Annotated in this window: 17 protein-coding genes; 9 read left to right on the top strand and 8 right to left on the bottom strand. The window is 55.7% G+C overall.

What is annotated here, in order from left to right:
- Window positions 1–573: 573 nt before the first annotated feature.
- Window positions 574–2,064, bottom strand: a complete 1,491-nt coding sequence (araA, locus tag FD737_RS04795; RefSeq protein ID WP_097117237.1) for an L-arabinose isomerase — start codon at window positions 2,062–2,064, stop codon at window positions 574–576.
- An 11-nt stretch (window positions 2,065–2,075) separates the two neighbouring features.
- Window positions 2,076–3,761 carry a ribulokinase gene (locus FD737_RS04800; protein ID WP_160832849.1) on the bottom strand — a complete coding sequence of 562 codons (1,686 nt, stop codon included), beginning with the start codon at window positions 3,759–3,761 and terminating at the stop codon, window positions 2,076–2,078.
- Window positions 3,762–4,127: 366 nt separating this feature from the next.
- Here FD737_RS04800 and FD737_RS04805 point away from each other — a divergent pair, with 366 nt between their 5' ends.
- The 5 genes from FD737_RS04805 to FD737_RS04825 all read left to right on the top strand — a co-directional run bounded on the left by FD737_RS04805 (window position 4,128) and on the right by FD737_RS04825 (window position 9,903).
- Window positions 4,128–5,111 (top strand): arabinose ABC transporter substrate-binding protein, encoded by a 984-nt coding sequence (locus FD737_RS04805; protein ID WP_034827390.1) that lies wholly within the window; start codon window positions 4,128–4,130, stop codon window positions 5,109–5,111.
- A gap of 144 nt (window positions 5,112–5,255) precedes the next feature.
- A complete protein-coding gene (gene araG, locus FD737_RS04810; protein ID WP_160832850.1) occupies window positions 5,256–6,776 on the top strand; it encodes an L-arabinose ABC transporter ATP-binding protein AraG in 1,521 nt (506 codons plus the stop codon).
- A gap of 17 nt (window positions 6,777–6,793) precedes the next feature.
- A complete protein-coding gene (gene araH / locus FD737_RS04815; protein WP_160832851.1) occupies window positions 6,794–7,780 on the top strand; it encodes an L-arabinose ABC transporter permease AraH in 987 nt (328 codons plus the stop codon).
- A gap of 87 nt (window positions 7,781–7,867) precedes the next feature.
- Window positions 7,868–8,797: an arabinose operon transcriptional regulator AraC gene (araC, locus tag FD737_RS04820; RefSeq protein WP_160832852.1), complete on the top strand. Its 930-nt coding sequence runs from the start codon at window positions 7,868–7,870 to the stop codon at window positions 8,795–8,797.
- Between the two features lie 65 nt (window positions 8,798–8,862).
- A complete protein-coding gene (locus tag FD737_RS04825; RefSeq protein WP_034827382.1) occupies window positions 8,863–9,903 on the top strand; it encodes an oxidoreductase in 1,041 nt (346 codons plus the stop codon).
- 112 nt (window positions 9,904–10,015) lie between these two features.
- Here FD737_RS04825 and add read toward each other — a convergent pair whose 3' ends face one another.
- From add to malX, 3 genes are all read right to left on the bottom strand, one after another.
- The gene (add, locus tag FD737_RS04830) at window positions 10,016–11,014 is read right to left on the bottom strand and encodes an adenosine deaminase (RefSeq protein WP_160832853.1); all 999 of its coding nucleotides are present in this window, start codon (window positions 11,012–11,014) and stop codon (window positions 10,016–10,018) included.
- Between the two features lie 118 nt (window positions 11,015–11,132).
- The gene (locus FD737_RS04835) at window positions 11,133–12,311 is read right to left on the bottom strand and encodes a MalY/PatB family protein (RefSeq protein ID WP_160832854.1); all 1,179 of its coding nucleotides are present in this window, start codon (window positions 12,309–12,311) and stop codon (window positions 11,133–11,135) included.
- Window positions 12,308–13,897: a maltose/glucose-specific PTS transporter subunit IIBC gene (gene malX, locus FD737_RS04840; RefSeq protein WP_097117231.1), complete on the bottom strand. Its 1,590-nt coding sequence runs from the start codon at window positions 13,895–13,897 to the stop codon at window positions 12,308–12,310. Before malX ends, FD737_RS04835 begins: the two co-directional genes overlap by 4 nt.
- Before the next feature lie 179 nt (window positions 13,898–14,076).
- Between malX and malI the strand changes: the two genes are divergently transcribed.
- Window positions 14,077–15,102 carry a Mal regulon transcriptional regulator MalI gene (malI, locus tag FD737_RS04845; RefSeq protein WP_160832855.1) on the top strand — a complete coding sequence of 342 codons (1,026 nt, stop codon included), beginning with the start codon at window positions 14,077–14,079 and terminating at the stop codon, window positions 15,100–15,102.
- A 34-nt stretch (window positions 15,103–15,136) separates the two neighbouring features.
- Here malI and FD737_RS04850 read toward each other — a convergent pair whose 3' ends face one another.
- A complete protein-coding gene (locus tag FD737_RS04850) occupies window positions 15,137–16,636 on the bottom strand; it encodes a YdgA family protein (RefSeq protein WP_160832856.1) in 1,500 nt (499 codons plus the stop codon).
- Window positions 16,637–16,764: 128 nt separating this feature from the next.
- Window positions 16,765–17,940, bottom strand: a complete 1,176-nt coding sequence (gene manA, locus FD737_RS04855; protein ID WP_160832857.1) for a mannose-6-phosphate isomerase — start codon at window positions 17,938–17,940, stop codon at window positions 16,765–16,767.
- A gap of 196 nt (window positions 17,941–18,136) precedes the next feature.
- Here manA and fumC point away from each other — a divergent pair, with 196 nt between their 5' ends.
- Window positions 18,137–19,534, top strand: a complete 1,398-nt coding sequence (fumC, locus tag FD737_RS04860) for a class II fumarate hydratase (protein WP_160832858.1) — start codon at window positions 18,137–18,139, stop codon at window positions 19,532–19,534.
- Between the two features lie 82 nt (window positions 19,535–19,616).
- On the opposite strand, the gene tus is transcribed toward fumC, so the two are convergent.
- The gene (gene tus / locus FD737_RS04865; RefSeq protein WP_160832859.1) at window positions 19,617–20,543 is read right to left on the bottom strand and encodes a DNA replication terminus site-binding protein; all 927 of its coding nucleotides are present in this window, start codon (window positions 20,541–20,543) and stop codon (window positions 19,617–19,619) included.
- A gap of 155 nt (window positions 20,544–20,698) precedes the next feature.
- Here tus and FD737_RS04870 point away from each other — a divergent pair, with 155 nt between their 5' ends.
- On the top strand, window positions 20,699–21,898 hold the full coding sequence (locus FD737_RS04870) for an MFS transporter (protein ID WP_160832860.1): 1,200 nt from the start codon (window positions 20,699–20,701) through the stop codon (window positions 21,896–21,898).
- 159 nt (window positions 21,899–22,057) lie between these two features.
- Window positions 22,058–22,543, top strand: a complete 486-nt coding sequence (locus FD737_RS04875; RefSeq protein WP_034827354.1) for an Rrf2 family transcriptional regulator — start codon at window positions 22,058–22,060, stop codon at window positions 22,541–22,543.
- The last annotated feature ends 35 nt before the right edge of the window (window positions 22,544–22,578 follow it).

Raw genomic sequence — 22,578 nt, forward strand, 5'->3', positions numbered from 1 at the left:
GGTCGCCGATTCGAGGATGTTGGAGGCTTGGTGCTCAGAATTGTGGATATTGGGGGGGATTGCAGGGGTTGGTGCTCATATTTTGAATGCAACGAACCTGCATAAAGGAGACAAAGGTGGGCAGTGGAGTAAAGCGTACGCCGCAGGGATGCGGCGTCCGAGGCTACAGGGATGTATTCACGCCGACTTTACGCAACGCCCACCTTTGTCGACTGAACCGCGCGTTTTTAGCCACAGCACCCATCTTTGTAAGTTAGCTGGAGTTGCTGATGGTTCGGTGCGAAGCCCCCTAAAGGCCAGCCCGATCGTAAAGGAACCCCGCATCCATGCAGATCGGCCGCGCCATCCCTGGCGCGAACGCTTTGCTCTTCGGGCTGGCCTTTATGGTACAATTGAGACTGTCATTGCTGTAGTCAGTGCAAACCTGAAAATTCGATTCAAATTCAGCGCCAAAAAAACCGCAACGAACCTGCATAAAGGAGACAAAGGTGGGCGTTGCTATGCTGCCTGGATCGCAGGTTTTAGCCACAAAAAAGCCGCGACTCAACGCGGCTTCAACAGGTCATAACACGATCAGCGCGCTAACCGGTAATACGCCTCGTTCCAGCGCAATGCATCTTTAAACGCCGGCAAACGCGTATCCTCATCGATTACCAGAACCTCGATGCCGTTCAGCTCGCCGTACAGGTACATATCATCCAAATCCAGTGCCTGACTAAACACCGTATGGTGTGCGCCGCCGGCAAGAATCCATGCCTCGGAAGCGGTAGCCAGTGAGGGCTGGGCACGCCACAAGGCACGCGCGACCGGCAATTTCGGGAGCGGTTTCGGCTGCTCAATCGCATCTACCACATTCACCAGCAAACGGAAACGATCGCCCATATCAATCACACTGGCATTCACCGCGCGACCGGCTGGCGTGGAGAAAATCATGCGCGCCGGATCGGCTTTGCCACCAATGCCGAGGAACTGAACATCAATCAACGGCTTCACCTCTTTGGCAATCGATGGGCACACTTCCAGCATATGTGAACCCAGCACCAAATCATTGCCCGGTGAGAAGTGATAGGTGTAATCCTCCATAAATGAAGTACCGCCCGCACGATTCCCGGCTTGCACCTTCAAAATATGCAGCAGCGCAGCGGTCTTCCAGTCACCTTCACCGGCAAAACCATAACCCTGGCCCATCAAACGTTGAACGGCCAAGCCTGGCAACTGCGTCATGCCGTGCAGAGTCTGGAAATTAGTGGTAAAGGCTTTGCAGCCCTCATCATCGAGGAAACGCTTCAAACCTAATTCAATGCGCGCCGCATCCAGCACGTTCTGACGCTTCTCGCCATTCACGGCGGCAGCCTCGCTGAACAAATACTGGCTCTCGTATTCATCGATCAGCGCATGCACATCGCCATCGCTGACGCTGTTCACCACCTCAACGAGATCGCCGACGCCCCAACCGTTGACCGAATAACCAAACTGAATCTGTGCCGCCACCTTATCGCCTTCGGTCACCGCCACTTCGCGCATATTGTCGCCAAAGCGCGCCACTTTCAGCTGCTGACTGGCCTGCTTCGCTAGTGCCGCATTGATCCAGCGTCCGATGCGTTGCTGGCTGGTCTTATCCTGCCAGTGGCCGGTCACCACGCTGTGCTGTAAGCCCATGCGCGCGCCGATAAAGCCGAACTCTCGGCCGCCATGTGCGGTCTGGTTCAGATTCATAAAGTCCATATCCATACTGTCCCACGGAATTTCTGCGTTGAACTGGGTATGGAATTGCAAAAGCGGCTTATTCAGGATACTCAGCCCACCAATCCACATCTTGGCCGGTGAGAAGGTGTGTAACCAGGTCATGATGCCGACACAACTATTGTCGTGATTGGCCTCGCGGCACAGCGCCAGCGCTTCATCCGGTGATTTCACCAGCGGCTTCAACACCAGCGGTACCGGCAGTGTGCCCGCCTGATTCAATCCGTCCATCACCTGGCGTGCGTGATGTTCAACCTGGCGCAAGGTTTCCGCTCCGTAGAGATGCTGCGTTCCAATCACAAACCAAACGTTCTGTTCCATTTCTCGCTCCTTTACTTAGCGGATGTGGCGCGGGCGGCATACTGAGGTTCAGCGGCCTGGCACCAGTTTTGATAGCGTTGATAAAGTTGTTGATAGCCCGCCACGCGCAGACTGTTGGGCTGCAAGGTCACGGCGATCGGACTCGCCATCACCTGCTGTGCGGCAGGCACATCGGCATACACGTTTGCGGCGACGGCGGCAAAAATGGCAGCACCCAGCGCGCAGCACTCGTCAGAAGCCACGATATCCAGCGGACGGTTCATCACGTCGCAACAGGCTTGCATAATGGCGGGGGACTTCCGTGCGATACCGCCGAGCGTCAGAATGCTCTCCACCGGAATCTGCTGCTTCTCGAAACACTCCATAATGGCGCGGGCACCAAACGCCGTGGCGGCCACCAGACCACCAAATAACGCAGGCGCGTCGGTGCCAAGATTCAAATCGGTGATCACGCCTTTCAGGCGCTGATTGGCATCCGGTGTGCGACGCCCGTTGAACCAATCGAGTACCACGGGCAGATGATCGAGTTGCGGATCGGCGGCCCAGGCTTCAGTTAGGGAACGGATTAAATCCTGCTGCATTTCGGCGAGTTGCGGCTGCAACTCAGGATGGCGCGCCACCGCCTGCTGCAGCGGCCAGCCCAGCAAGCGGCTAAACCAGGCGTAGATATCACCAAACGCCGATTGACCCGCTTCGCAGCCGATGGCGCCCGGTACCACGCTGCCATCGACCTGGCCGCAAATGCCTTTAATGGCGCGATCGCCGACTTTCTCGCTGTCGGCAATTAAAATGTCGCAGGTTGAGGTGCCAATCACTTTCACCAGCGTATAAGGCTGCGCGCCCGCACCGACCGCGCCCATATGACAGTCGAAGGCCCCACCGGACAAAATTACCTGCTCAGACAATCCCAAACGCTGCGCCCATTCGCTGGAAAGCGTGCCCACCGGTACATCAGCAGTTAAGGTGTCGGTAAACAATGGAGAATCCAGCTGCTCAACCAACATCGGATCGAGTGCACGGAAAAAATCTGCGGGCGGTAAACCCTGCCATTCAGGATGCCACAGCGATTTATGCCCGGCGGCGCAGCGTCCGCGCCGCAGCTGCGTCGGGGCAGTGCGACCGCTCAACAGTGCCGGTACCCAATCGCAGAGTTCCACCCAAGACACTGCCGCATCACGCACTGCTGCATCCTGGCGTGACACGTGCAGAATCTTGGCCCAGAACCACTCCGACGAATACACGCCGCCGATATAGCGGGTGTAATCGGTGAAATGACCGTTGCGGCACAGCTGATTAATCTCTTCCGCTTCTTCAATCGCGGTGTGATCTTTCCACAACACAAACATAGCGTTGGGGTTGGTGGCGAATTCCGGGCGCAAGGCTAACACGTTGCCGTCACGGTCAATCGGTGCAGGGGTTGAACCCGTTGAATCCACGCCTATCCCCACCACGGCAGCGCGTTGTTCGGGAGTTAACGCTTGCACCACCGCGACCACCGCCTGCTCCAGCGCGTCGATAGAGTCTTGAGGATGATGACGAAAACGGTTGGCATGTGCGTCACAGAATTCTCCCTTCGCCCAGCGTGGGTAGTTCACCACCGCCTTTTCCAGCTCTTTACCACTGTGGCAGTCCACGGCGAGGGCACGCACCGAGTCACTGCCAAAATCCAGCCCAATTGTTATGGCGCCAGCACCCATTGGGATTCTCCTGTGTGAGTTATCTGGCTCTATCCTGGAATGCGGGTGCATAAGCGGTTAGTCATCGCTGGCTGAGAATATGCACTTTTCTGTCATCGGAACCGTTCTGTGATCGGCAGCAAAAGTTAATGACTGGTTAATTTCGCTGAATATATGGAGGAATTAGTCATCGTTTTGGGATGTGATACCGCTCTACATTTTTCTTCGCCATTACCGCTACAACTAGCCCAGCGTTTGCACAGCCTTTGTACAACCTTTGAGCTAACGCGCTGATTTTGCGCTGTACCCAAACGTGAAATCCAATTGGTAGCGTTTACACCGATTCGTTATTAACAGCGATAAAACATCATTGTGCCGGAGAGCATCATGCATAAATTCACTAAAGCGCTGGCGGCGGTAGGTCTCGCCGCGGTTATGTCACAATCCGCTATCGCCGAGACCATGAAACTCGGTTTCCTCGTCAAACAACCGGAGGAACCCTGGTTCCAGACCGAATGGAAGTTCGCAGATAAGGCTGGCAAAGATCTTGGCTTTGACGTGATCAAAATTGCCGTGCCCGACGGTGAGAAAACCCTGAATGCCATTGATAGCCTGGCGGCGAGCGGGGCCAAAGGCTTCGTGATCTGCACACCGGACCCAAAGCTGGGTTCAGCCATCGTGGCGAAAGCGCGTAGCTATGGCCTGAAAGTGATTGCGGTTGATGACCAGTTTGTTACCGCCAAAGGCAAGCCAATGGACACCGTGCCGCTGGTGATGATGGCCGCAACCAAAATCGGTGAGCGCCAGGGCCAGGAACTCTACAAAGAGATGCAGAAACGCGGCTGGGATGCGAAAGAGACCGGCGTCATGGCGATTACCGCCAATGAGCTGGACACTGCGCGTCGTCGCACTGGCGGTTCGATGGACGCCCTGAAAGCCGCCGGATTCCCGGAGAAACAGATCTATCAGGTGCCGACCAAATCTAACGATATTCCGGGGGCATTTGATGCCGGTAACTCGCTGCTGGTGCAGCATCCAGAAGTGAAACACTGGCTGATTGTCGGCATGAATGACAACACCGTGCTGGGTGGCGTGCGCGCGACCGAAGGCCAGGGCTTTAAAGCGCCCGACGTGATTGGCATTGGCATCAACGGTGTGGACGCGGTGAGCGAGCTGTCTAAAGGCGCACCAACCGGCTTCTACGGTTCGCTGCTGCCCAGCCCGGATGTGCACGGTTATAAGAGCAGCCAGATGCTCTACAACTGGGTGACCAAAGGCGAAGAGCCCGCGAAATTCACCGAAGTCACCGATGTGGTGCTGATTACCCGCGACAACTTCAAAACTGAGTTGGCGAAGAAAGGGCTGATGTAAGTCGCCTGATTGATAAACGCAGCCTCCATCCCGGGTGTTGCAGCAGGTTAGCCATCGCGTTTGCTCCCGTTTCATTGATGGCTGGGGCAAAGCGCGAAGACAACCCAGCAACGGCGCGAAAGATGGAGGCGAAGAGGAGTTTCCATGGAAACTGATCAAGCTTTTCTGTCCTTTCATGGCATCAGTAAAACCTTTCCGGGCGTGAAGGCGCTGCAGGATATCTCATTCCAGTGCCGCGCCGGGGAAGTGCATGCGCTGATGGGCGAAAACGGCGCGGGAAAGTCCACGCTGTTAAAGATTCTCAGCGGCAGTTATCAGCCGACTGAAGGTGAGATTCGCATCAAAGGTGAAGTGAAAAGCTTCAACAACACCGTGGATGCGCTGGATGCGGGCGTAGCGATCATCTATCAGGAACTGCATCTGGTGCCGGAGATGAGCGTGGCGGAGAACATCTATCTCGGCCAGCTGCCGCACAAACGTGGGTTGGTGAATCGCAAACTGCTGCGCTACGAAGCGGATTTGCAGCTTAAAAATCTCGGCATGGATATCGATCCTGATATGCCGCTGAAATATCTGTCGCTCGGCCAGTGGCAAATGGTGGAGATCGCCAAAGCGCTGGCGCGCAATGCGCGCATTATCGCTTTTGATGAGCCGACCAGTTCACTTTCAGCGCGTGAAATCGAGCATCTGTTCCGCGTCATTCGTCAGCTGCGCGATCAGGGCCGTACGGTGCTGTATGTGTCGCACCGTATGGAGGAGATCTTTGCCCTGAGCGATGCCATCACCGTGTTCAAAGATGGTCGCTATGTGCGCACTTTCACTGATATGCCGAATACGCATCATGACGACCTGGTGCAGGCGATGGTCGGTCGTAACCTTGGCGATATCTACGGCTATGCGCCGCGCGCCTTGGGCAAAGTGCGTTTGCAGCTTGACCAGGTCGAAGCCAAGGGCGTGCGTATGCCGATTTCACTCACGGTACGAGCCGGTGAAATCGTCGGCCTGTTTGGTCTGGTGGGCGCAGGGCGCAGCGAATTGATGAAAGGGCTGTTTGGTGCCACCAAACTGCGCGGCGGTAGCGTGTCGCTGGATGGTAAAAAGCTCAACATCCGTCAGCCGATCGATGCGATCCGCGCGGGGATCATGCTGTGTCCCGAGGATCGTAAATCCGAAGGGATTATTCCGGTGCACTCGGTGCGCGACAACATCAATATCAGCGCGCGCCGCCACAATCTCACGGCGGGGTGTCTGATTAAACCCGGCTGGGAGGCGAAAAACGCCGATCTTCACATCCGCTCATTGAATATCAAAACGCCAGGCCCGCAGCAGCTGATCATGAACCTGTCAGGCGGCAATCAGCAGAAGGCGATTCTGGGTCGCTGGCTGTCCGAAGAGATGAACGTGATTCTGCTGGATGAACCGACGCGCGGTATTGATGTGGGTGCCAAGCATGAGATTTATAACCTGATATACCAACTGGCAAATAAAGGGATCGCGGTGCTGTTTGCCTCCAGCGATTTGCCCGAAGTGATGGGCCTGGCTGACCGCATCGTGGTGATGCGTGAAGGAGAAATTGCCGGAGAACTGCCACACGACGCGGCCACGGAGCAGTTGACGCTGAGCCTGGCGATGCCGAAAACCCCTCACGCGGCCGCCGTGGCCTGATGTACAGGAGAGCAACAATGGCTTCATCTACCACTTCCAACACTCCACCGGTGCAGCGTAACGGCCTGCAGCTGGCGCGCATCTGGGATAACTTCGGCATGCTGGTGGTCTTCGCGCTGCTGTTTATCGTTTGCGCCATCTTCGTACCCAACTTTGGCACGTTCATCAATATGAAAGGGCTGGGGCTTGCCATGTCGATGTCCGGCATGGTGGCCTGCGGCATGCTGTTCTGCCTCGCGTCGGGCGATTTTGATCTTTCCGTCGCCTCGGTCATCGCCTGCGCAGGCGTGGTGACCGCCGTGGTGATCAACATGACGGAGAGTCTGTGGCTGGGCGTCGCGGCCGGTTTAGTGCTCGGCATGGCCACCGGATTTATTAATGGCTTCGTGATTGCCCGGCTGAAGATCAATGCGCTGATCACCACGCTGGCGACGATGCAGATAGTGCGTGGTCTGGCCTATATCTTCTCTGACGGTAAAGCCGTCGGCATCGAGGATGAACGCTTCTTCACCCTCGGTTATGCCAACTGGCTCGGCTTGCCAGCGCCGATCTGGCTCACCATCGCCACCATGATTGTGTTTGGTTTCGTGCTGAATAAAACCACCTTTGGCCGCAACACGCTGGCGATTGGCGGTAATGAAGAAGCAGCTCGCCTGGCCGGGGTGCCGGTGGTGCGTACCCGCATCATTATCTTCATTCTTTCGGGACTGGTTTCGGCAGCGGCGGGCATTATTCTGGCCTCGCGCATGACCAGTGGTCAGCCGATGACTTCACTCGGTTATGAATTGATCGTGATTTCAGCCTGTGTGCTGGGCGGCGTTTCGCTGAAAGGTGGCATCGGTAAGATCTCTTATGTGGTGGCGGGCGTGCTGATTCTGGGTACGGTTGAGAATGCGATGAATTTATTGAATATCTCGCCATTCTCACAGTATGTGGTGCGCGGTTTGATACTGTTAGCGGCGGTGATTTTTGACCGCTACAAACAGAAAAACAAAGCGGCCTGATTCCAGCCGTAAAAATGATGCAGGGCGGCCAGTGGGTCGCCCTTCTGGCGCGCGGCACTGCGCATTTACAGGTTACCGTGAGGCACTATGTATCATCGTGAACCCCCTGGTGAGCAGCAGAACCCACTGCTACCCGGCTATCCGTTTAATGCCTGGCTGGTGGCGGGCTTAACACCGATCAATGCCAACGATCAGCTGGACTTCTTTATCGACCGACCGCTCGGCATGAAGGGTTACATCCTTAATCTGACCATCAAAGGTCAGGGCCGCATTTTTGATGGCGAATCGGCGTTTGACTGCGAACCCGGTGACTTGCTGCTGTTCCAGCCTAAAACCCCGCACTACTATGGCCGTTCACCAGACAGCCCATGCTGGTTCCACCGCTGGGTCTATTTCCGTCCACGGGCATACTGGACGGACTGGTTGCAGTGGCAGGATGAGAGCCAGGGCGTGGGGCGGTTACGCTTGCCGGAAGCGCAACGTGCCGAGTTTGATCGTCTGTTTGCCAGCATTGAGCAAACCCACAATTCAGGCCGTCGCTTTGCCGAGGAACTGGCGATGAATCTGCTGGAGCGCTTGCTGCTGCGTGCGGTGGAGGAGGATCCGCGCAGTCATCAGCAAATTCGCGATCCGCGCGTGATTGAAGCCTGCCAATACGTCACCAACCATCTGGCAAGCGAGGTGAAAATCGAGGAAGTGGCGCGGCATGTGTGTCTTTCCCCGTCACGACTGGCGCATCTGTTTCGCGAACAGATGGGGATCAATTTGCTGCGCTGGCGCGAAGATCAGCGGGTGATCCGCGCTAAACTGTTGCTGCAAACCACGCAGGAGCCCATTGCCTCGGTCGGGCGCGAAGTGGGTTATGACGATCAGCTCTATTTCTCTCGCGTGTTCCGCAAACGGGTCGGCGTCAGCCCCAGTGATTTCCGCCGTCGCAGTCAGGATGCGCACGATGCTCTGGTGGCGCAGGAAAGCTGGCAACCGGCACGGAGTGCTATCTCCAGAGTTTTCAGGTGATTCCGGCTTGTTGTTACTGGCTGATTCGTCTTAAATCAGTCTGGTAACGAACAAGAGGAATGAGAATGAGCGATAAATTACGTGTCGGCCTGATTGGCTACGGTTTTGCCAGCAAAACCTTTCATGCTCCTTTGATCGTCGGTACGCCAGGCGTTGAACTGGCAGCCGTCTCCAGCAGCGATGCCAGCAAGGTGCATGCAGATTGGCCCTCGGTGCAGGTGGTCTCTGATCCACAAGCCCTGCTGGATGACCCGACACTGCAACTGATTGTGATACCGACGCCAAATGATACTCACTTCCCGTTAGCCAAAGCGGCACTGAATGCCGGTAAACATGTGGTGGTGGATAAACCGTTTACCGTGACACTGTCACAAGCGCGTGAGCTGGATGCACTGGCCAAGGCCAAAGGGCTGCTGCTCTCCGTATTCCACAATCGTCGTTGGGACAGTGACTTCCTGACGCTGAAAACTTTGCTGGCTGATGGCGCCTTAGGTGATGTGCGTTATCTCGAATCGCATTTTGATCGCTTCCGCCCTGAAGTTCGTCAGCGCTGGCGTGAGATGAAAGGCCCGGGCAGCGGTATCTGGTTTGATCTTGGACCGCATGTGTTGGACCAGGCGCTGCAATTATTTGGTCCGCCGGTGGCGATCAATGTGGATATGGCTGAACTGCGCCCGGGAGCGCAAACCACCGATTATTTCCACGCAGTACTGACTTATCCCACTCGTCGCGTGGTGTTACATGCCAGCATGTTGGTGGCGGCTGAATCTGCACGCTTTGTGGTGCACGGCACGCGGGGCAGCTATGTCAAATACGGCCTGGATCCGCAGGAAGATCGTCTGAAAGCGGGTGAACGTCCACCGCAGGAAGACTGGGGCTACGACATGCGCAACGGTACCCTGACGCTGGCAGAAGGCGATGTGATGGTGGAGAAAGAGCTGCTGACGCTACCAGGTAACTATCCGGCATACTACGCGGCAATTCGTGATGCGATTGCGGGCACCGGTGATAATCCGGTACAGGCTGAAGAGGCGATTCAGGTGATGGAGCTGATTGAACTCGGTTTACAGTCCGCTGAGAAGCGCCAGACGATGTCGCTGAAGTGATAAAATGAAAGCGCACCCTGCGGGAACCGATGCCATCAAAAGTCAGTTCACCCTGGTGCGGCTTGATTAAAAAGGTGCGCATCGCTGCGCACCTTTTTGCTTTTAAGGCGCGTTATCCCGCCACGCGCTGACGCAGTGCCGCTTTCTCTGCATCGCTGAGGAAGGCAATCGTCACACCATTTTCCTGCGCCTGGCGCATCTCTTCGGCAGTGAGTCCTGCCTGCGGCGCAGCGTGCTCATACTCATGCGCCAGCTCAATACCCTGAACTGCCGGATCATCGGTGTTGATGGTGGCGAGAATGCCGTGTTGCAGGAAGGCTTTCAGCGGATGAGTGGCCAGTGAAGCTACCGTGCTGGTCTGAATGTTCGAGGTCATGCAGGATTCGATACCAATGCGCTGCTCTGCCAGGAAATCCATCAGCGCGCGGTCTTCAATCGCTTTCACGCCATGGCCAATACGCTCCGCGCCGAGTTCGCGAATCGCCTGCCAGATGCTTTCCGGGCCAGCAGCTTCACCGGCGTGCACGGTAATACGGAAACCAGCATCACGCGCGCGATTGAAGTGGCTGAGGAACTCACTGCCCGGGAAGCCGAGCTCATCACCAGCCAGATCGACGGCGGTAATGCCATCGCGGTGTGCCAGCAAACCTTCCAGTTCGCGCAGGCAGGCTTCATCACCAAAGGTACGGCTCATAATGCCGATCAGGTTCACATCCACGCCATACTGTTTTACGCCAGCGCGCACGCCATCAATCACGGCTTCCACTACACCGGCAATCGGCAGGTTATGCGTCATCGCCATATATCCTGGTGAGAAACGCAGTTCCGCATAGTGAATACCGGCGCGTGCGGCATCTGCCACGTTTTCCAGCGCAATGCGGCGGCAGGCATCTAAATCGCCCAACACTTTCACGCCCCAATCCAGCTTCTGCAGGAAGCTCACCAGATCGGGTTCATTGGCCGTCACTTGCACATGCGGACGTAGATCGTCGAGCGAGTTGGCTGGCAGCGCGAGATTAAACTGGCGACCTAAATCAAGAATGGTTTGTGCGCGGATGTTGCCATCAAGGTGGCGGTGGATGTCGGTCAGGGGGAGTTTCAGGTCAATCATGTCGCACTCGCTAAAGTTTCATAAAGTGCAGAGCATTATAAAAACATCTTGCGCAACAGCGCCAGTGATTTGCGCAAGTCGTGAAATGAATGCTGAATTAATCAGCATCCGAGCGCATTTAATACGATTTTAAAGCCGCAATCAGGCGATCCAGCCCTTCATCCAGCTTGCTGCGTGGGCAACCCGCGTTGAGGCGCAGATAACCGCGGCTGGCATCACCGTAAGTCGAACCCGGCATGATCGCCACCTTGTACTGATGAATCAGCTGCTGTTGCAGTGCCTGCTCATCAATACCTAGCGGAGTAAGATCAATCCATGCCAGATAGGTGGCGGCAGGGGGCTGCCAGCTCAGCGCAGGAAACGCGGCATTCAGTCGTTGCGCGATGTGCTGCATATTCGCCTGCAGATAGTCGCGCAGTGCATCCAGCCAGGCTGAACCTTCACGATACGCGGCAATGGTCGCCGTGACGGCCATCACCGCCGGTGACGATAAACCATCCTGCTGCTTCAGTGCGTGGAACCACGCCTGGCGATCGGCTTCATGCGGAATGATGCCCCACGCGCCGGTCAACGCCGGAATGTTGAAACTCTTTGATGCCGACGTGAATAACGCCCAGGAAGATTGCGCCACCTGGCTCCACGGGGTGTGGTGTGCGTCGCCCAACACCATATCCATATGGATCTCATCGCTGATCACTTTCACATCGTGACGCGCACAGAGCGCGGCCATTTGCTGCAACTCCTCACGCCGCCACACTTTGCCGGTAGGATTGTGCGGGCTGCACAGCAGCATCACTTTGCAATCGGGTCGCGCCAGCAGCGGTTCCAGCTGCGCCATATCACACTGCCAGTCATTACCCTGGCGCTGTAGCGGCAGTTCCAGCACGCGGCGCTGATTACCGTTGATGGTGTGATAAAACGCATCGTAGGCGGGCGTATGAATCAGCACTTCATCGCCGGGTTTGGTCCAGTGGCGCAGCAATTGCGCCACCATGTAAATCACCGACGGGCCGTAAACCAGCGATTGCGCCTCAACCTCTGTGGCAAAACGATTCTTCATCCAATATTGAATGGCCGAGGTAAAGTCCTTGTGCTGCCAGCGGCTGTAGCCCAAGACGCCATGGTTTAACCGCTGTTGCAGGGCCTCAATGATGCAGGGCGCCGTGGCGAAATCCATATCGGAGATGGTGAAGGGCAATAAGCCCTCCACACCAAAACGGTCCGCCACGAAATCCCACTGCGTGCACCAGCTGCCGTGGCGATCCACGGCCTGGTCGAAATCAAACCTCTGCATCATGACACCGTCGCGCTCATCAGGTGTGCCATTTCATCTTTCACCGACTGCACCTGCGGACCGATCACTACTTGCAGACTGGTTTGGTTGAGATGCACCACACCAATTGCGCCATTGGCTTTCAGTGCGGCATCGTTCACTTTGCTCATGTCCGCAATGGTAAGACGCAGGCGCGTCAGGCAGTTATCCAGCGAGGTGATATTTTCCACACCGCCCAGAGCCGCCAGAATCGCCGGGGTGTTGTAGCCTGATTTCCCCACGCCTGCGCGGCTGACCTGCTGTTCCACGCTGCTGGTTTCTGCTTCGCGACCCGGTGTTTTGATATTGAAGCGGGTAATAGCAAAACGGAAGATGGCGTAGTAGCCCACGAACCACACTGCCGCAATCACCGGCACCCAATACCATTTGGTAGAGAGGCCGTGCAGCACGCCGAACACGAAGAAGTCGATAACGTTGCCGTCGGTGTTACCGATGGTCACGCCGAGTATCGCCATCACGGTGAAGCCCAGCCCCGTCAACAGGGCGTGGATCAAATACAGTACCGGAGCCACGAACAGGAACAGGAATTCGATCGGTTCAGTAGTCCCGCCGACCACGCAAGCCACCACACCCGAAATCAGCAGCCCTTTAATTTTGTGACGATTTTCAGGACGTGCGCAGTGATAAATCGCCAGTGCGGCACCCGGCAAACCACCGAGGAAGGCCGGCATTTTGCCTTGCGACAGGAAACGCGTGGCGCTTTCCGCAAAGCCGTGGGTATCCGGGCAAGCCAGCTGCGCCTGGAAGATGGTGAGGGCACCGCTGACGCTCTTTCCACAGACGTCGAGCGTGCCGCCCGCATCGGTGAAGCGAATAATTGCCACCAGAATATGTTGCAGACCAAACGGCAGCAGCAGACGTTCGCCGGTGCCGAAGATCATCGGGCCAAATTCACCCGCACTGTTGATCATCCAGCCGAGGCCGGTGATGGCGCGCGCAAAGAATGGCCAAATCAGAGGCACCACTAAGCCGAGTAAGCCCATCACCACGGTGGTGACAATCGGCACAAAGCGCGTACCGCCGAAGAAGGCCAGCGCATCCGGCAGACGGATATTGTGGAAGCGTTCATGCAGCCAGAACACCACCACACCAACAATCACCGCGCCGAGAATACCGGTGTCGATCGACTGAATGCCAAGGATGTTTTGTACGTTGTTGGCTTTCAGCACCGCTGCGTCGGTGGTTGGCAGAATGCCATTGATATTGAGCCAGAAGTTCACGCTCAGGTTTAGCACTGCGTAGCCGACAAAACCGGCAAAGGCAGCGACGCCTTTGTTCTCCCGCGCCATGCCCAGTGGAATCGCAATCGCGAACATCACCGGCAGATAACTGAAGGCAAATGAACCCAGCTTCGCCATCCAGATAAACAGATATTGCAGGAACGGCTGATCGAGCATCGGAATCAGCGTCAGCACATCGTGGCTGCTCAGTGAACTACCGATCCCGAGCAAAATGCCGCAGAACGACAGCAGGGCAACGGGCAACATAAAGGTTTTACCCAGACTCTGGAAAAATTCCCAAAGTGACATTTTGGGTCGGCTGGCGGACATAGTCTCTCCTGGTTAAAAAGCGGCAAATTATCAAAATGGTAAAGAATGATAAAACGTTTTACCAAGCAGTTTTGTGGCTATAGTCACAAAGCGTGACTAATCCCAAGCTTTATTTTTGCGTGAATCAGTGTAACGATTTACCTCTTTGTTTCTTCATCAGTTGTTGGAAACGGAACCGGATGTCACAGCCTAAAACCACTATTCACGATGTCGCGCAGGCGGCTGGCGTATCGGTATCGACAGTCTCTCTGGTGCTGTCCGGTAAAGGACGTATCTCTTCCGCCACGGCCGAGCGGGTTAATCAGGCGATTGAACAGTTGGGTTACGTACGTAACCGTTCAGCTTCCATCCTGCGTGGCGGTGAGAGTGGTGTCATAGGTTTGATTGTTCGCGATCTCAGTCAGCCGTTTTATGCGGCGATGACGGCGGGGCTGAGTGAAGTGCTGGAGCAGCAGGGAAAAGTGTTGGTTCTGACGCAAAGCGGACAACACGGGCAGCATCTGCAACGCTGCTTCGATTCCCTGGCCGCACAGGGCGCGGATGGCATTGTGTTGGGTGGTGCCGTTGCGCAGGCGGATACGCTGGTCGCGCAGGCGCATGAGCAACAGATTGCACTCATTTGCGCCGCGCGGGCCAGTAGCCTCGATAAGGTCGATTCCTTGCGTCCGGATAACAGCCAGGCGGCGCGCATCGCCACCGAATATCTGATCCGTCAGGGGCATCAGCGTATCGCGTGGGTCGGCGGATTGGGTTCTTCTCTAACGCGCGCGGAACGTATTGGCGGCTATTGTGCGACCCTGTTGCAATACGGTTTACCGTTTCGTCCAGACTGGATCATTGAGTGCGACGATCGGCAGCAGAGCGTATCGGCATTGACGCAGGACCTGCTGCATCACCATCCGCGCATCACCGCTATCATTGCCCATAACGCCAGTACCACGCTCGGCTGCTATTTTGGTGCGATCCACAGCGGACGCTCGCTGGGCGAAGATGCGGTGGACAGCTACTTCACGCAAAAGTTGGCGCTGGTCGGCTTTAATGACGATCCGCTACGCGAGTCGTATGAATCCTCGCTAACGTTTGTCAGTAGTGAAGCGCGTGATGTGGGAAGGCGAGCGGGGGAAAGGATGCTGCAACGACTGGCGAAACCGGATGCGGAAGTGCAAACGCTGATTGTGCCGCCGCAGTTGGTGCGGGGCGTTTAGCGGCGCGATAGCTCGCGCCGCGGGTATATCGCTGTTACTCAGGCATCCCTTCGCTGGTCTGCGCGCCCAGCATATAACGTGACAGGAACTGCTCCAGTGACATCTTGTCGCCGTTCATAGTCACCTGACCGTTGCCGTATTGCAGGCTGGTGGTGATGTTATCATCCTGCTGCTGCGTCAGACGGAACATCTGGCCCATTGCCGCCAGACCTTTCACCTGCTGGTCCGCCAGCTTCTGCGCATCGTCGCTCTGATAACCTTCAGCCAGCCCCACATGACGCATCGCTTCGGTAGCCATTGGCATATTGATGTACAGTTTGCCATCCAGGGTTTTCAGCACGCGATCCACTGCTGCGCCCAACGTCTGCGCTTCACCGGTGACGGTAGCGGGATCGTTAAAGCCGATGCTGAGGTTAAAGGTACTTTCCCCTTTATCGTTTTTCCAGCTCAGCGGCGCGATGCTGACGGTCGGTGAACCCTTCAGCAGCGTCGGCAGGTTATTCTTCAGGATGGTCTGCACGCTAGCCTGATAGCGGACGGGATCCTCGACTAAACCTGGCTGGTTCAGCAGTGCCTGCATCTGCGCGTTGTAGCTGTCCGAGAAGGTTTTCACCGCTTGCGCATCAAACTGTGCAAACTTCATCGCCAGCTTAGCTTCGCCGAACGGCTGCTTCTGCAGGCTGATGTTGCCGACGTTCATATTCAGATCGCCGCCGATTTTGCCATCTTTATTATCGAAGGAGGATTGGGTGTCCAGCTTCTGCAATGACAAACCTTCCTGACCGTTAATGCTGGCGTCGAGTTTATCCAGGCTGATGGACTGATCCCCCACGCGCACGCCTTCCGGGCTGAGATGGGTATCACCCTTCAGCTTCAGGCCATTAAGGGTAAACAGCACCGGCTGCTTAACCTGGTTTTTGCTGGTAACAGCGATGCTGGAGAAATCGCCATTCAGACTGACTTTATCGCCCTTGCTGTCGGCGCTGATTTCGAGGGTGCCGCCGTTGGTGGCAAGACGGTCGCCGGTCTGCGCGTTGTTATAATCCACCGCCAGCAGATCCAGTGCGGTATCAGTGGCACCGCTGTACCCGACGCGCGTATCAGCGGTCACCAGCGATTTACCGTTGGTGAGTTCAAACAGTTTCTTCACCGCATCGGTGTTTTCCAGCTCGGTATGCACCGAAGCCATGCTCGGAATCAGGCTGCCGCGCTTCAACTGCGCAAATGGGAAGGGACCATGGTCGATGGTTTCGTTCAGCACGATGCTTTGACCCGGCTTCAGCAACGGGTTGTCTTCCGTCTGTGAACTGGCCTGAATCACCAGTTTGGTTTTGCTGCTGAAGATGCCGCGCTGGTAATCCTGGTAGCTAAGCGTCAGGCGAGCGTTCGGTGCATAGGCATTAAGCTGGGTGTTGGCGTTCTGCAACATCTGATCCATATGGCTTTCCAGCTGCTTGCCGGTAAACCAGGCCGCGCCTGTCCAGATCACGCCGATCGCTACAATTACACCTACGGCAACCTTGGTCTTTTTCATCGCTGAGTCGTCCTTATCCTTGGGTCCGCACGCCGCTGCTTGGGGGCGGCGGTGAAGAAAAACGCCCGCAGGCGTTTTAAAGTAATAGTTTGAAAGAATAGCAGTTAATGCTGGTATCGTCAGCCGGATCAGCTGAGCGCGTTATAAACCCGCGCCAGGCGTCCTGTACCTGCGGCATTAACCGGGGATTCATTGGCGGCAACGAAGCATGATTCACCGGGCTTCAACAGCAGTTGCTCACCTGACTTCTCAATCACCGCCTGACCTTCGATACAGAACAGCAGCGCCGCACTCTGTTGCGCTAACGGCTGTGGTGTGGCGGAAAGAGCGTGGATGGCAAAGGCAAAATCGTCCACCGGAATTGGGAAGTTCAGCGTGTCGCCCACTTGCTGAGGCTGCGTCAACAGCGTGGCAGCCGGTTTGGCCTCAAACTTCAGGTTCGCCATCAACTCTGGAATATCGATGAATTTCGGTGTCAGACCCGCGCGCAGAACGTTATCGGAGTTCGCCATGACTTCGAGTGCCACCCCTTTTAAATAGGCATGCGGCGTCTCGGCAAATAGAAACATGGCTTCGCCAGGCTGCAGGGTGATGACGTTCAGCAACAACGGCGAGAACAAGCCGGTATCGTCCGGATAATCAGCCGCAATGCTTTTGATGGTCTGCCAGGGTTCGCCACTACGCGAGTTAAGTGCAGATTTCAGCACCGCCAACGCCAGTGATTTAGGCTCGTCTTTTAACGACAGCAGGGTGGAGAACAGTTTGGCGAGGCTTGCCTCATCAGGTTTTTCGAGGAAGTGAGCGATCTGCGGATGGGCACCGGCCACCGGCTCAAGAAGTGAGACGATTTCGTGCATCTCGCGGAAGCCGTTCATCGCCTGGAATGGGGTCAGGGCATACACCAGTTCCGGCTTGTGATTCGCGTCTTTATAGTTGCGCTCAGCAGCGCCAATCGGAATACCGGCGGCATTCTCGCGCGCAAATCCCTCTTCGGCTGCGGCTTTGCTTGGGTGAACCTGAATCGATAAGGCCTGATCGGCACACAGCACCTTAAACAAAAACGGCAACTCGCCAAAACGCTGTGCGAAGGCCGCGCCTAAGGCTGCGGTTTGGTCATCATTGATGACATCGCGCAGGGAACGTGTTTCACCTTTGATCTCAACGGTTGACGGACTCTTCGGATGGGCGCCCATCCACAGCTCCGCCATCGGTAATCCTTGTGGGTTCTCAATGCCGTAAAGTTCGGTCAGCGCAGTTTTACTGCCCCAAGCGTAATTTTGCAGCGAATTGTTCATTTTTTGCATCGTTTACCCTTAATAACCGTAAGTAAATAGGCTTATTAAAGCAGAAAGTGCCATACAAAATACATCAACAAGTGCAATAAACGCGATGGGCTCGCATAATGTTAATTTCTTGTGTGTGACAATCTTGCTCGCTCAACGGCGTCGCGGGAAGACGACCTGAGCGGAAACCTCTAATCTGAGCTAAGGAGACGTAGTCATGGCAGCGAATCGCATTGAAAAAGATTCAATGGGACCGATCGAAGTACCGGCAGATAAGTTGTGGGGGGCACAAACCCAGCGTTCGCTGGAGCATTTCCGTATCTCAACCGAGAAGATGCCCGTTACACTGGTGCATGCTTTGGCGTTGACCAAACGCGCTGCAGCACAGGTGAACCGCGATCTCGGCCTGCTTCCGGCTGAGCGTGCAGAAGCGATTCTGAAAGCGGCTGACGAAGTGCTGGCTGATAAACACAGTGAAGAGTTTCCGCTGGCCATCTGGCAGACCGGTTCCGGTACCCAGACCAACATGAACATGAACGAAGTGCTGGCCAACCGCGCCAGTGAAATACTCGGCGGCGAGCGTGGCATGTCGCGTTTGGTGCACCCAAACGACGACGTCAATAAGAGCCAAAGCTCCAACGATGTGTTCCCCACCGCCATGCACGTGGCCGCGGTCATCGCCGTGCGGGAGCAGCTGATTCCGCAGATTCATGTGCTGAAAAAGACCCTGAGCGAGAAGTCTGAAGCCTTTAAAGACATCGTGAAGATTGGTCGTACCCACCTGCAAGATGCCACGCCATTGACGCTGGGCCAGGAAATTTCTGGTTGGGTGGCAATGCTGGAACATAACCTCAAGCACATCGAACACAGCATTCCACACGTGGCCGAACTGGCACTGGGTGGCACCGCCGTAGGCACCGGTTTAAACACCCATCCCGAGTATGCGGTGCGCGTGGCGAAAGCGCTGGCCGATCTGACACAGCAACCGTTTGTGACGGCGCCGAATAAATTTGAAGCGCTGGCAACCTGTGATGCGCTGGTGCATGCACATGGCGCATTGAAAGGTCTGGCGGCTTCACTGATGAAGATCGCTAACGACGTGCGCTGGCTGGCATCGGGTCCGCGTTGTGGTATTGGCGAACTTGCCATTCCAGAGAACGAACCGGGCAGCTCCATCATGCCAGGTAAAGTGAACCCAACCCAGTGCGAAGCATTGACCATGCTGTGCTGCCAGGTGATGGGTAACGATGTTGCGGTGAATATTGGTGGTGCTTCGGGCAACTTTGAGTTGAACGTGTTCCGTCCAATGGTGATCCACAACTTCCTGCAGTCCATTCGCTTGCTGGCCGACGGGATGGACAGCTTCAACCATCACTGTGCAGTGGGCATCGAACCGGTGCGCGAGCGTATCGATCAGTTGCTGAACGAGTCGCTGATGCTGGTGACGGCGCTGAATACCCATATCGGTTATGACAAAGCGGCGGAAATCGCCAAGAAAGCCCATAAAGAAGGGCTGACGCTGAAAGGCTCGGCGCTGAAGCTCGGTTATCTGACTGAAGAGCAGTTTGACGAGTGGGTACGTCCTGAAGAGATGGTTGGCAGCATGAAGCAATAATTATTGCGATAACTGAGGGGTAATGCCGCTCGGTTCAGCGATGATTGGCGATGACAGAGGCGGCCTGAGGGCCGCTTCTTCATTAAAGCTTGTCACTCCACAAGTGCAGCCGTGGGATGACCAGATGCAGCGGCTGCGCTAGCGGCTTATGACGATGCGTGACGTTATCGGCATCGTAGTCCAGCAATTCCCCTAGAATCGGTACCTGAGTTTTATCCCGACACAGCACCAGCAGCGGTGAAGGGCAGGCGAGTTGCACCTGCTTCTTATTACTGGCGCGCCAGACGCGGGCAATCGGTTGGACCTTAACCGGGCGCTTGATCTTCAGTTTGGCATCGACGGGCAGTGACAAAATCATCTCCAGTTCTTGCTGCACCTTCTCGGCCCACTGTTCGCGCGTCCAGGGCGCTTGCGCACGGTTTGCCTTTAGGCTGCGTTCCAGCTGCTCGACCACGGCTTCACGGGTCAGGTTTTTAATGATGTTCTTGTTGGCCCAGCCAAAGCGCAGGCTATCCGGCGCGTGCAGCAGGGTCACACTGCGATAGGCGTTCAGGGTGATTAAACCGCGCAAATGCTGGTGAACAAATTCAAAGCGCGCCTCACTCGGCAGCCCCGACTCCACGGTAATCAGGTGTTCCAGGCGCAGCTTAAGCGCATTGATATCGGCCACCTGCTGACTGATGTGCTCGCTGACGGCTTCATCCGCTTCTATACAGATGGCGCCAGGCAAACGCACCGCAGCCTTGGTGCTGAGTTTTTCCGACTGATGCTGCATAAACAGACGACAGTAGTGAGCCAGCGCCATGTCTCGCGCTTTCTGCCCGAGATGTTGAGTCACTGCGATACGCTCAATTTCATCATTCTCGTGGCCTTTCTCGATTTCGGGCAAGCTGAATGCGCGCGCGATCAGCAACGGCTGCTGTTCGACTTGCTGGCGCAGGCTACTTAAACCGCGTTCCAGTGCGTTGACGCACTCGTGCAAATCAGCCACTAGATCATAGCGAGACATGTTACGCTCCATAGTTACAACATACCATTTACCTTATCGTATTTGGTGCCAATCTTCCACTCTGAAACGTGATTTCGCTAAGCAGGGCACACAAACATTTTTCCAGCAGGATGAACATGTTATAACAATGCTTTGCCTGCTAACGGAAACCTGTCGTGGAGCATCACCCTAAACCTGCGGTTCCTGCCATTGTGACACTGGGAGGCGTTCAAATCCTTTCGTGGGGCGGTTCGTTTTATCTTATGGCCGTGATGGCGAATCCGATCGTTGCGGAAACCGGCTGGTCGCAGCAGTGGGTGTATGGCGCATTATCCTTAGGTATTTTGGTTTCTGGCCTGCTAGCACCCTTAAGTGGCCGCCTGATTGCCGGCAGTTATGGCCGCGCGCTGCTGGCGTCGAGCGGGGCGGTGATGGCGCTGGGCCTGGTGATTATGGGATTCAGTCACCATTTGCTGCTGTTTCTGTTTGCCTGGCTGATTATCGGCATCGGAATGGCGATGGGTTTATATGACGCCCTGTTTGCCACCCTCGGAACGCTTTATGGTGGACAGGCTCGTGGCGCGATTACCGGCATTACCTTAATCTCCGGCTTTTGCACCACGCTGGTGTGGCCGGGGATTGCGCTGCTGATTCACTGGCTTGACTGGCGCGGCGCCTGTTTCGCCATTGCCGCGCTGTTATGTCTCACCGTGTTGCCAGCCTACTGGTATGCACTGCCTGCGCCGATTAAACCCATCGTGAAAACGGCGAAAAAGCAGCATAACGCCAGTGGTGAGTTGGCACCGGCGCTATTCTGGCTGCTATGCAGCATTTTTACCCTTGCTTCAGTGATCATGACCGCTATTTCGGTGCAGTTGATTAGTCTATTACAAGCCAGCGGCCACTCATTGACCGCCGCCTTAGCCATCAGCGCGATTCTGGGTCCTTGTCAGGTTGGGTCACGTATTGTGGATATCGCGTTCAAACGGGGACATCCGATCTGGACGACGTTTTTCTCGGTAGGACTGGTGGCCATCGGATTGTTGTTGTTGACCTTGTTTCCGCAGTTCGCGCTGGTCAGTATGGTGCTATACGGTGCTGGAAACGGTTTGCGGGCGATAGTGCGGGGAACTTTACCGCTGGTCATGGTCAAACCAGAGGCCTACGCCATTGTGGTAGGGCGCATGGCGCGTCCGGCTCTGATTGGTCAGGCATTAACGCCGCTGGTAGGGGGATATGTTTTTCAGCAGCTCGGGGCGAATGCCACATTGTGGCTGTTGTGCCTGTTGGCGTTAGTGAATGTGGCGCTGGTGGGCGTGCTAAAGCAAAAATTGCCCGCGCCCAATCCGCAACCGCAAAAGGGAGCCGTAAACTAAGCAGCCTGTGCGCTTGTGCCTGATCAAATGATGAATACGTGCCTTGATCACAGCAGCTCGCTTCTAAAAAGCAACAGTGTTTGTTATATTTATTGCTCATTGATTACTCACAGCCGCGGCAAAAAAACAATAAGATAAGCCGCAACTCAGGATACAGAAATGCTTGATTACCGCTTCCCGACAGCTTTGCAGATGGTTTTGAGCGTAGCGATGGCGGAGCAACTGGGCAAACGCTCGACCAGTGCTATTTTGGCGTATGGTCTTGAAGCGAACCCCAGTTTCATTCGGAAACTGATGGTTCCGTTAACTCGCGATGGCATCATTGTCTCTACGCTTGGCCGTACTGGTTCGATTCACCTCGGGCGTCCGGCCGCAGAGATCACGCTGCGCGATATTTATACCTCTGTGATTGAAGACAAAAAGCTCTGGGCTTCACGCCCTGATGTCGCACCGCGTTGTCTGGTGAGTGCCAACCTGTGCTGGTACTTCAAATCGATTGCTGAAGAGGCGGAAGAAGCCTCGTTGAAAGTGCTGGAGACGCGTACGGTGGCTGACGCACTGGCTGAGCTGAAAAAACACGACACCAGTAGCTGCGATGAACTGCCCGATCTCGAAATCGAAGACCTTTGTAAAAAATCCCGCTGATATCAGTAAAACAGTTACCGGGCATACGCCCGGTA

The sequence above is a fragment of the Pantoea sp. Seng genome, assembly GCF_009829935.1.
Taxonomy (GTDB): Bacteria; Pseudomonadota; Gammaproteobacteria; order Enterobacterales; family Enterobacteriaceae; genus Pantoea; species Pantoea communis.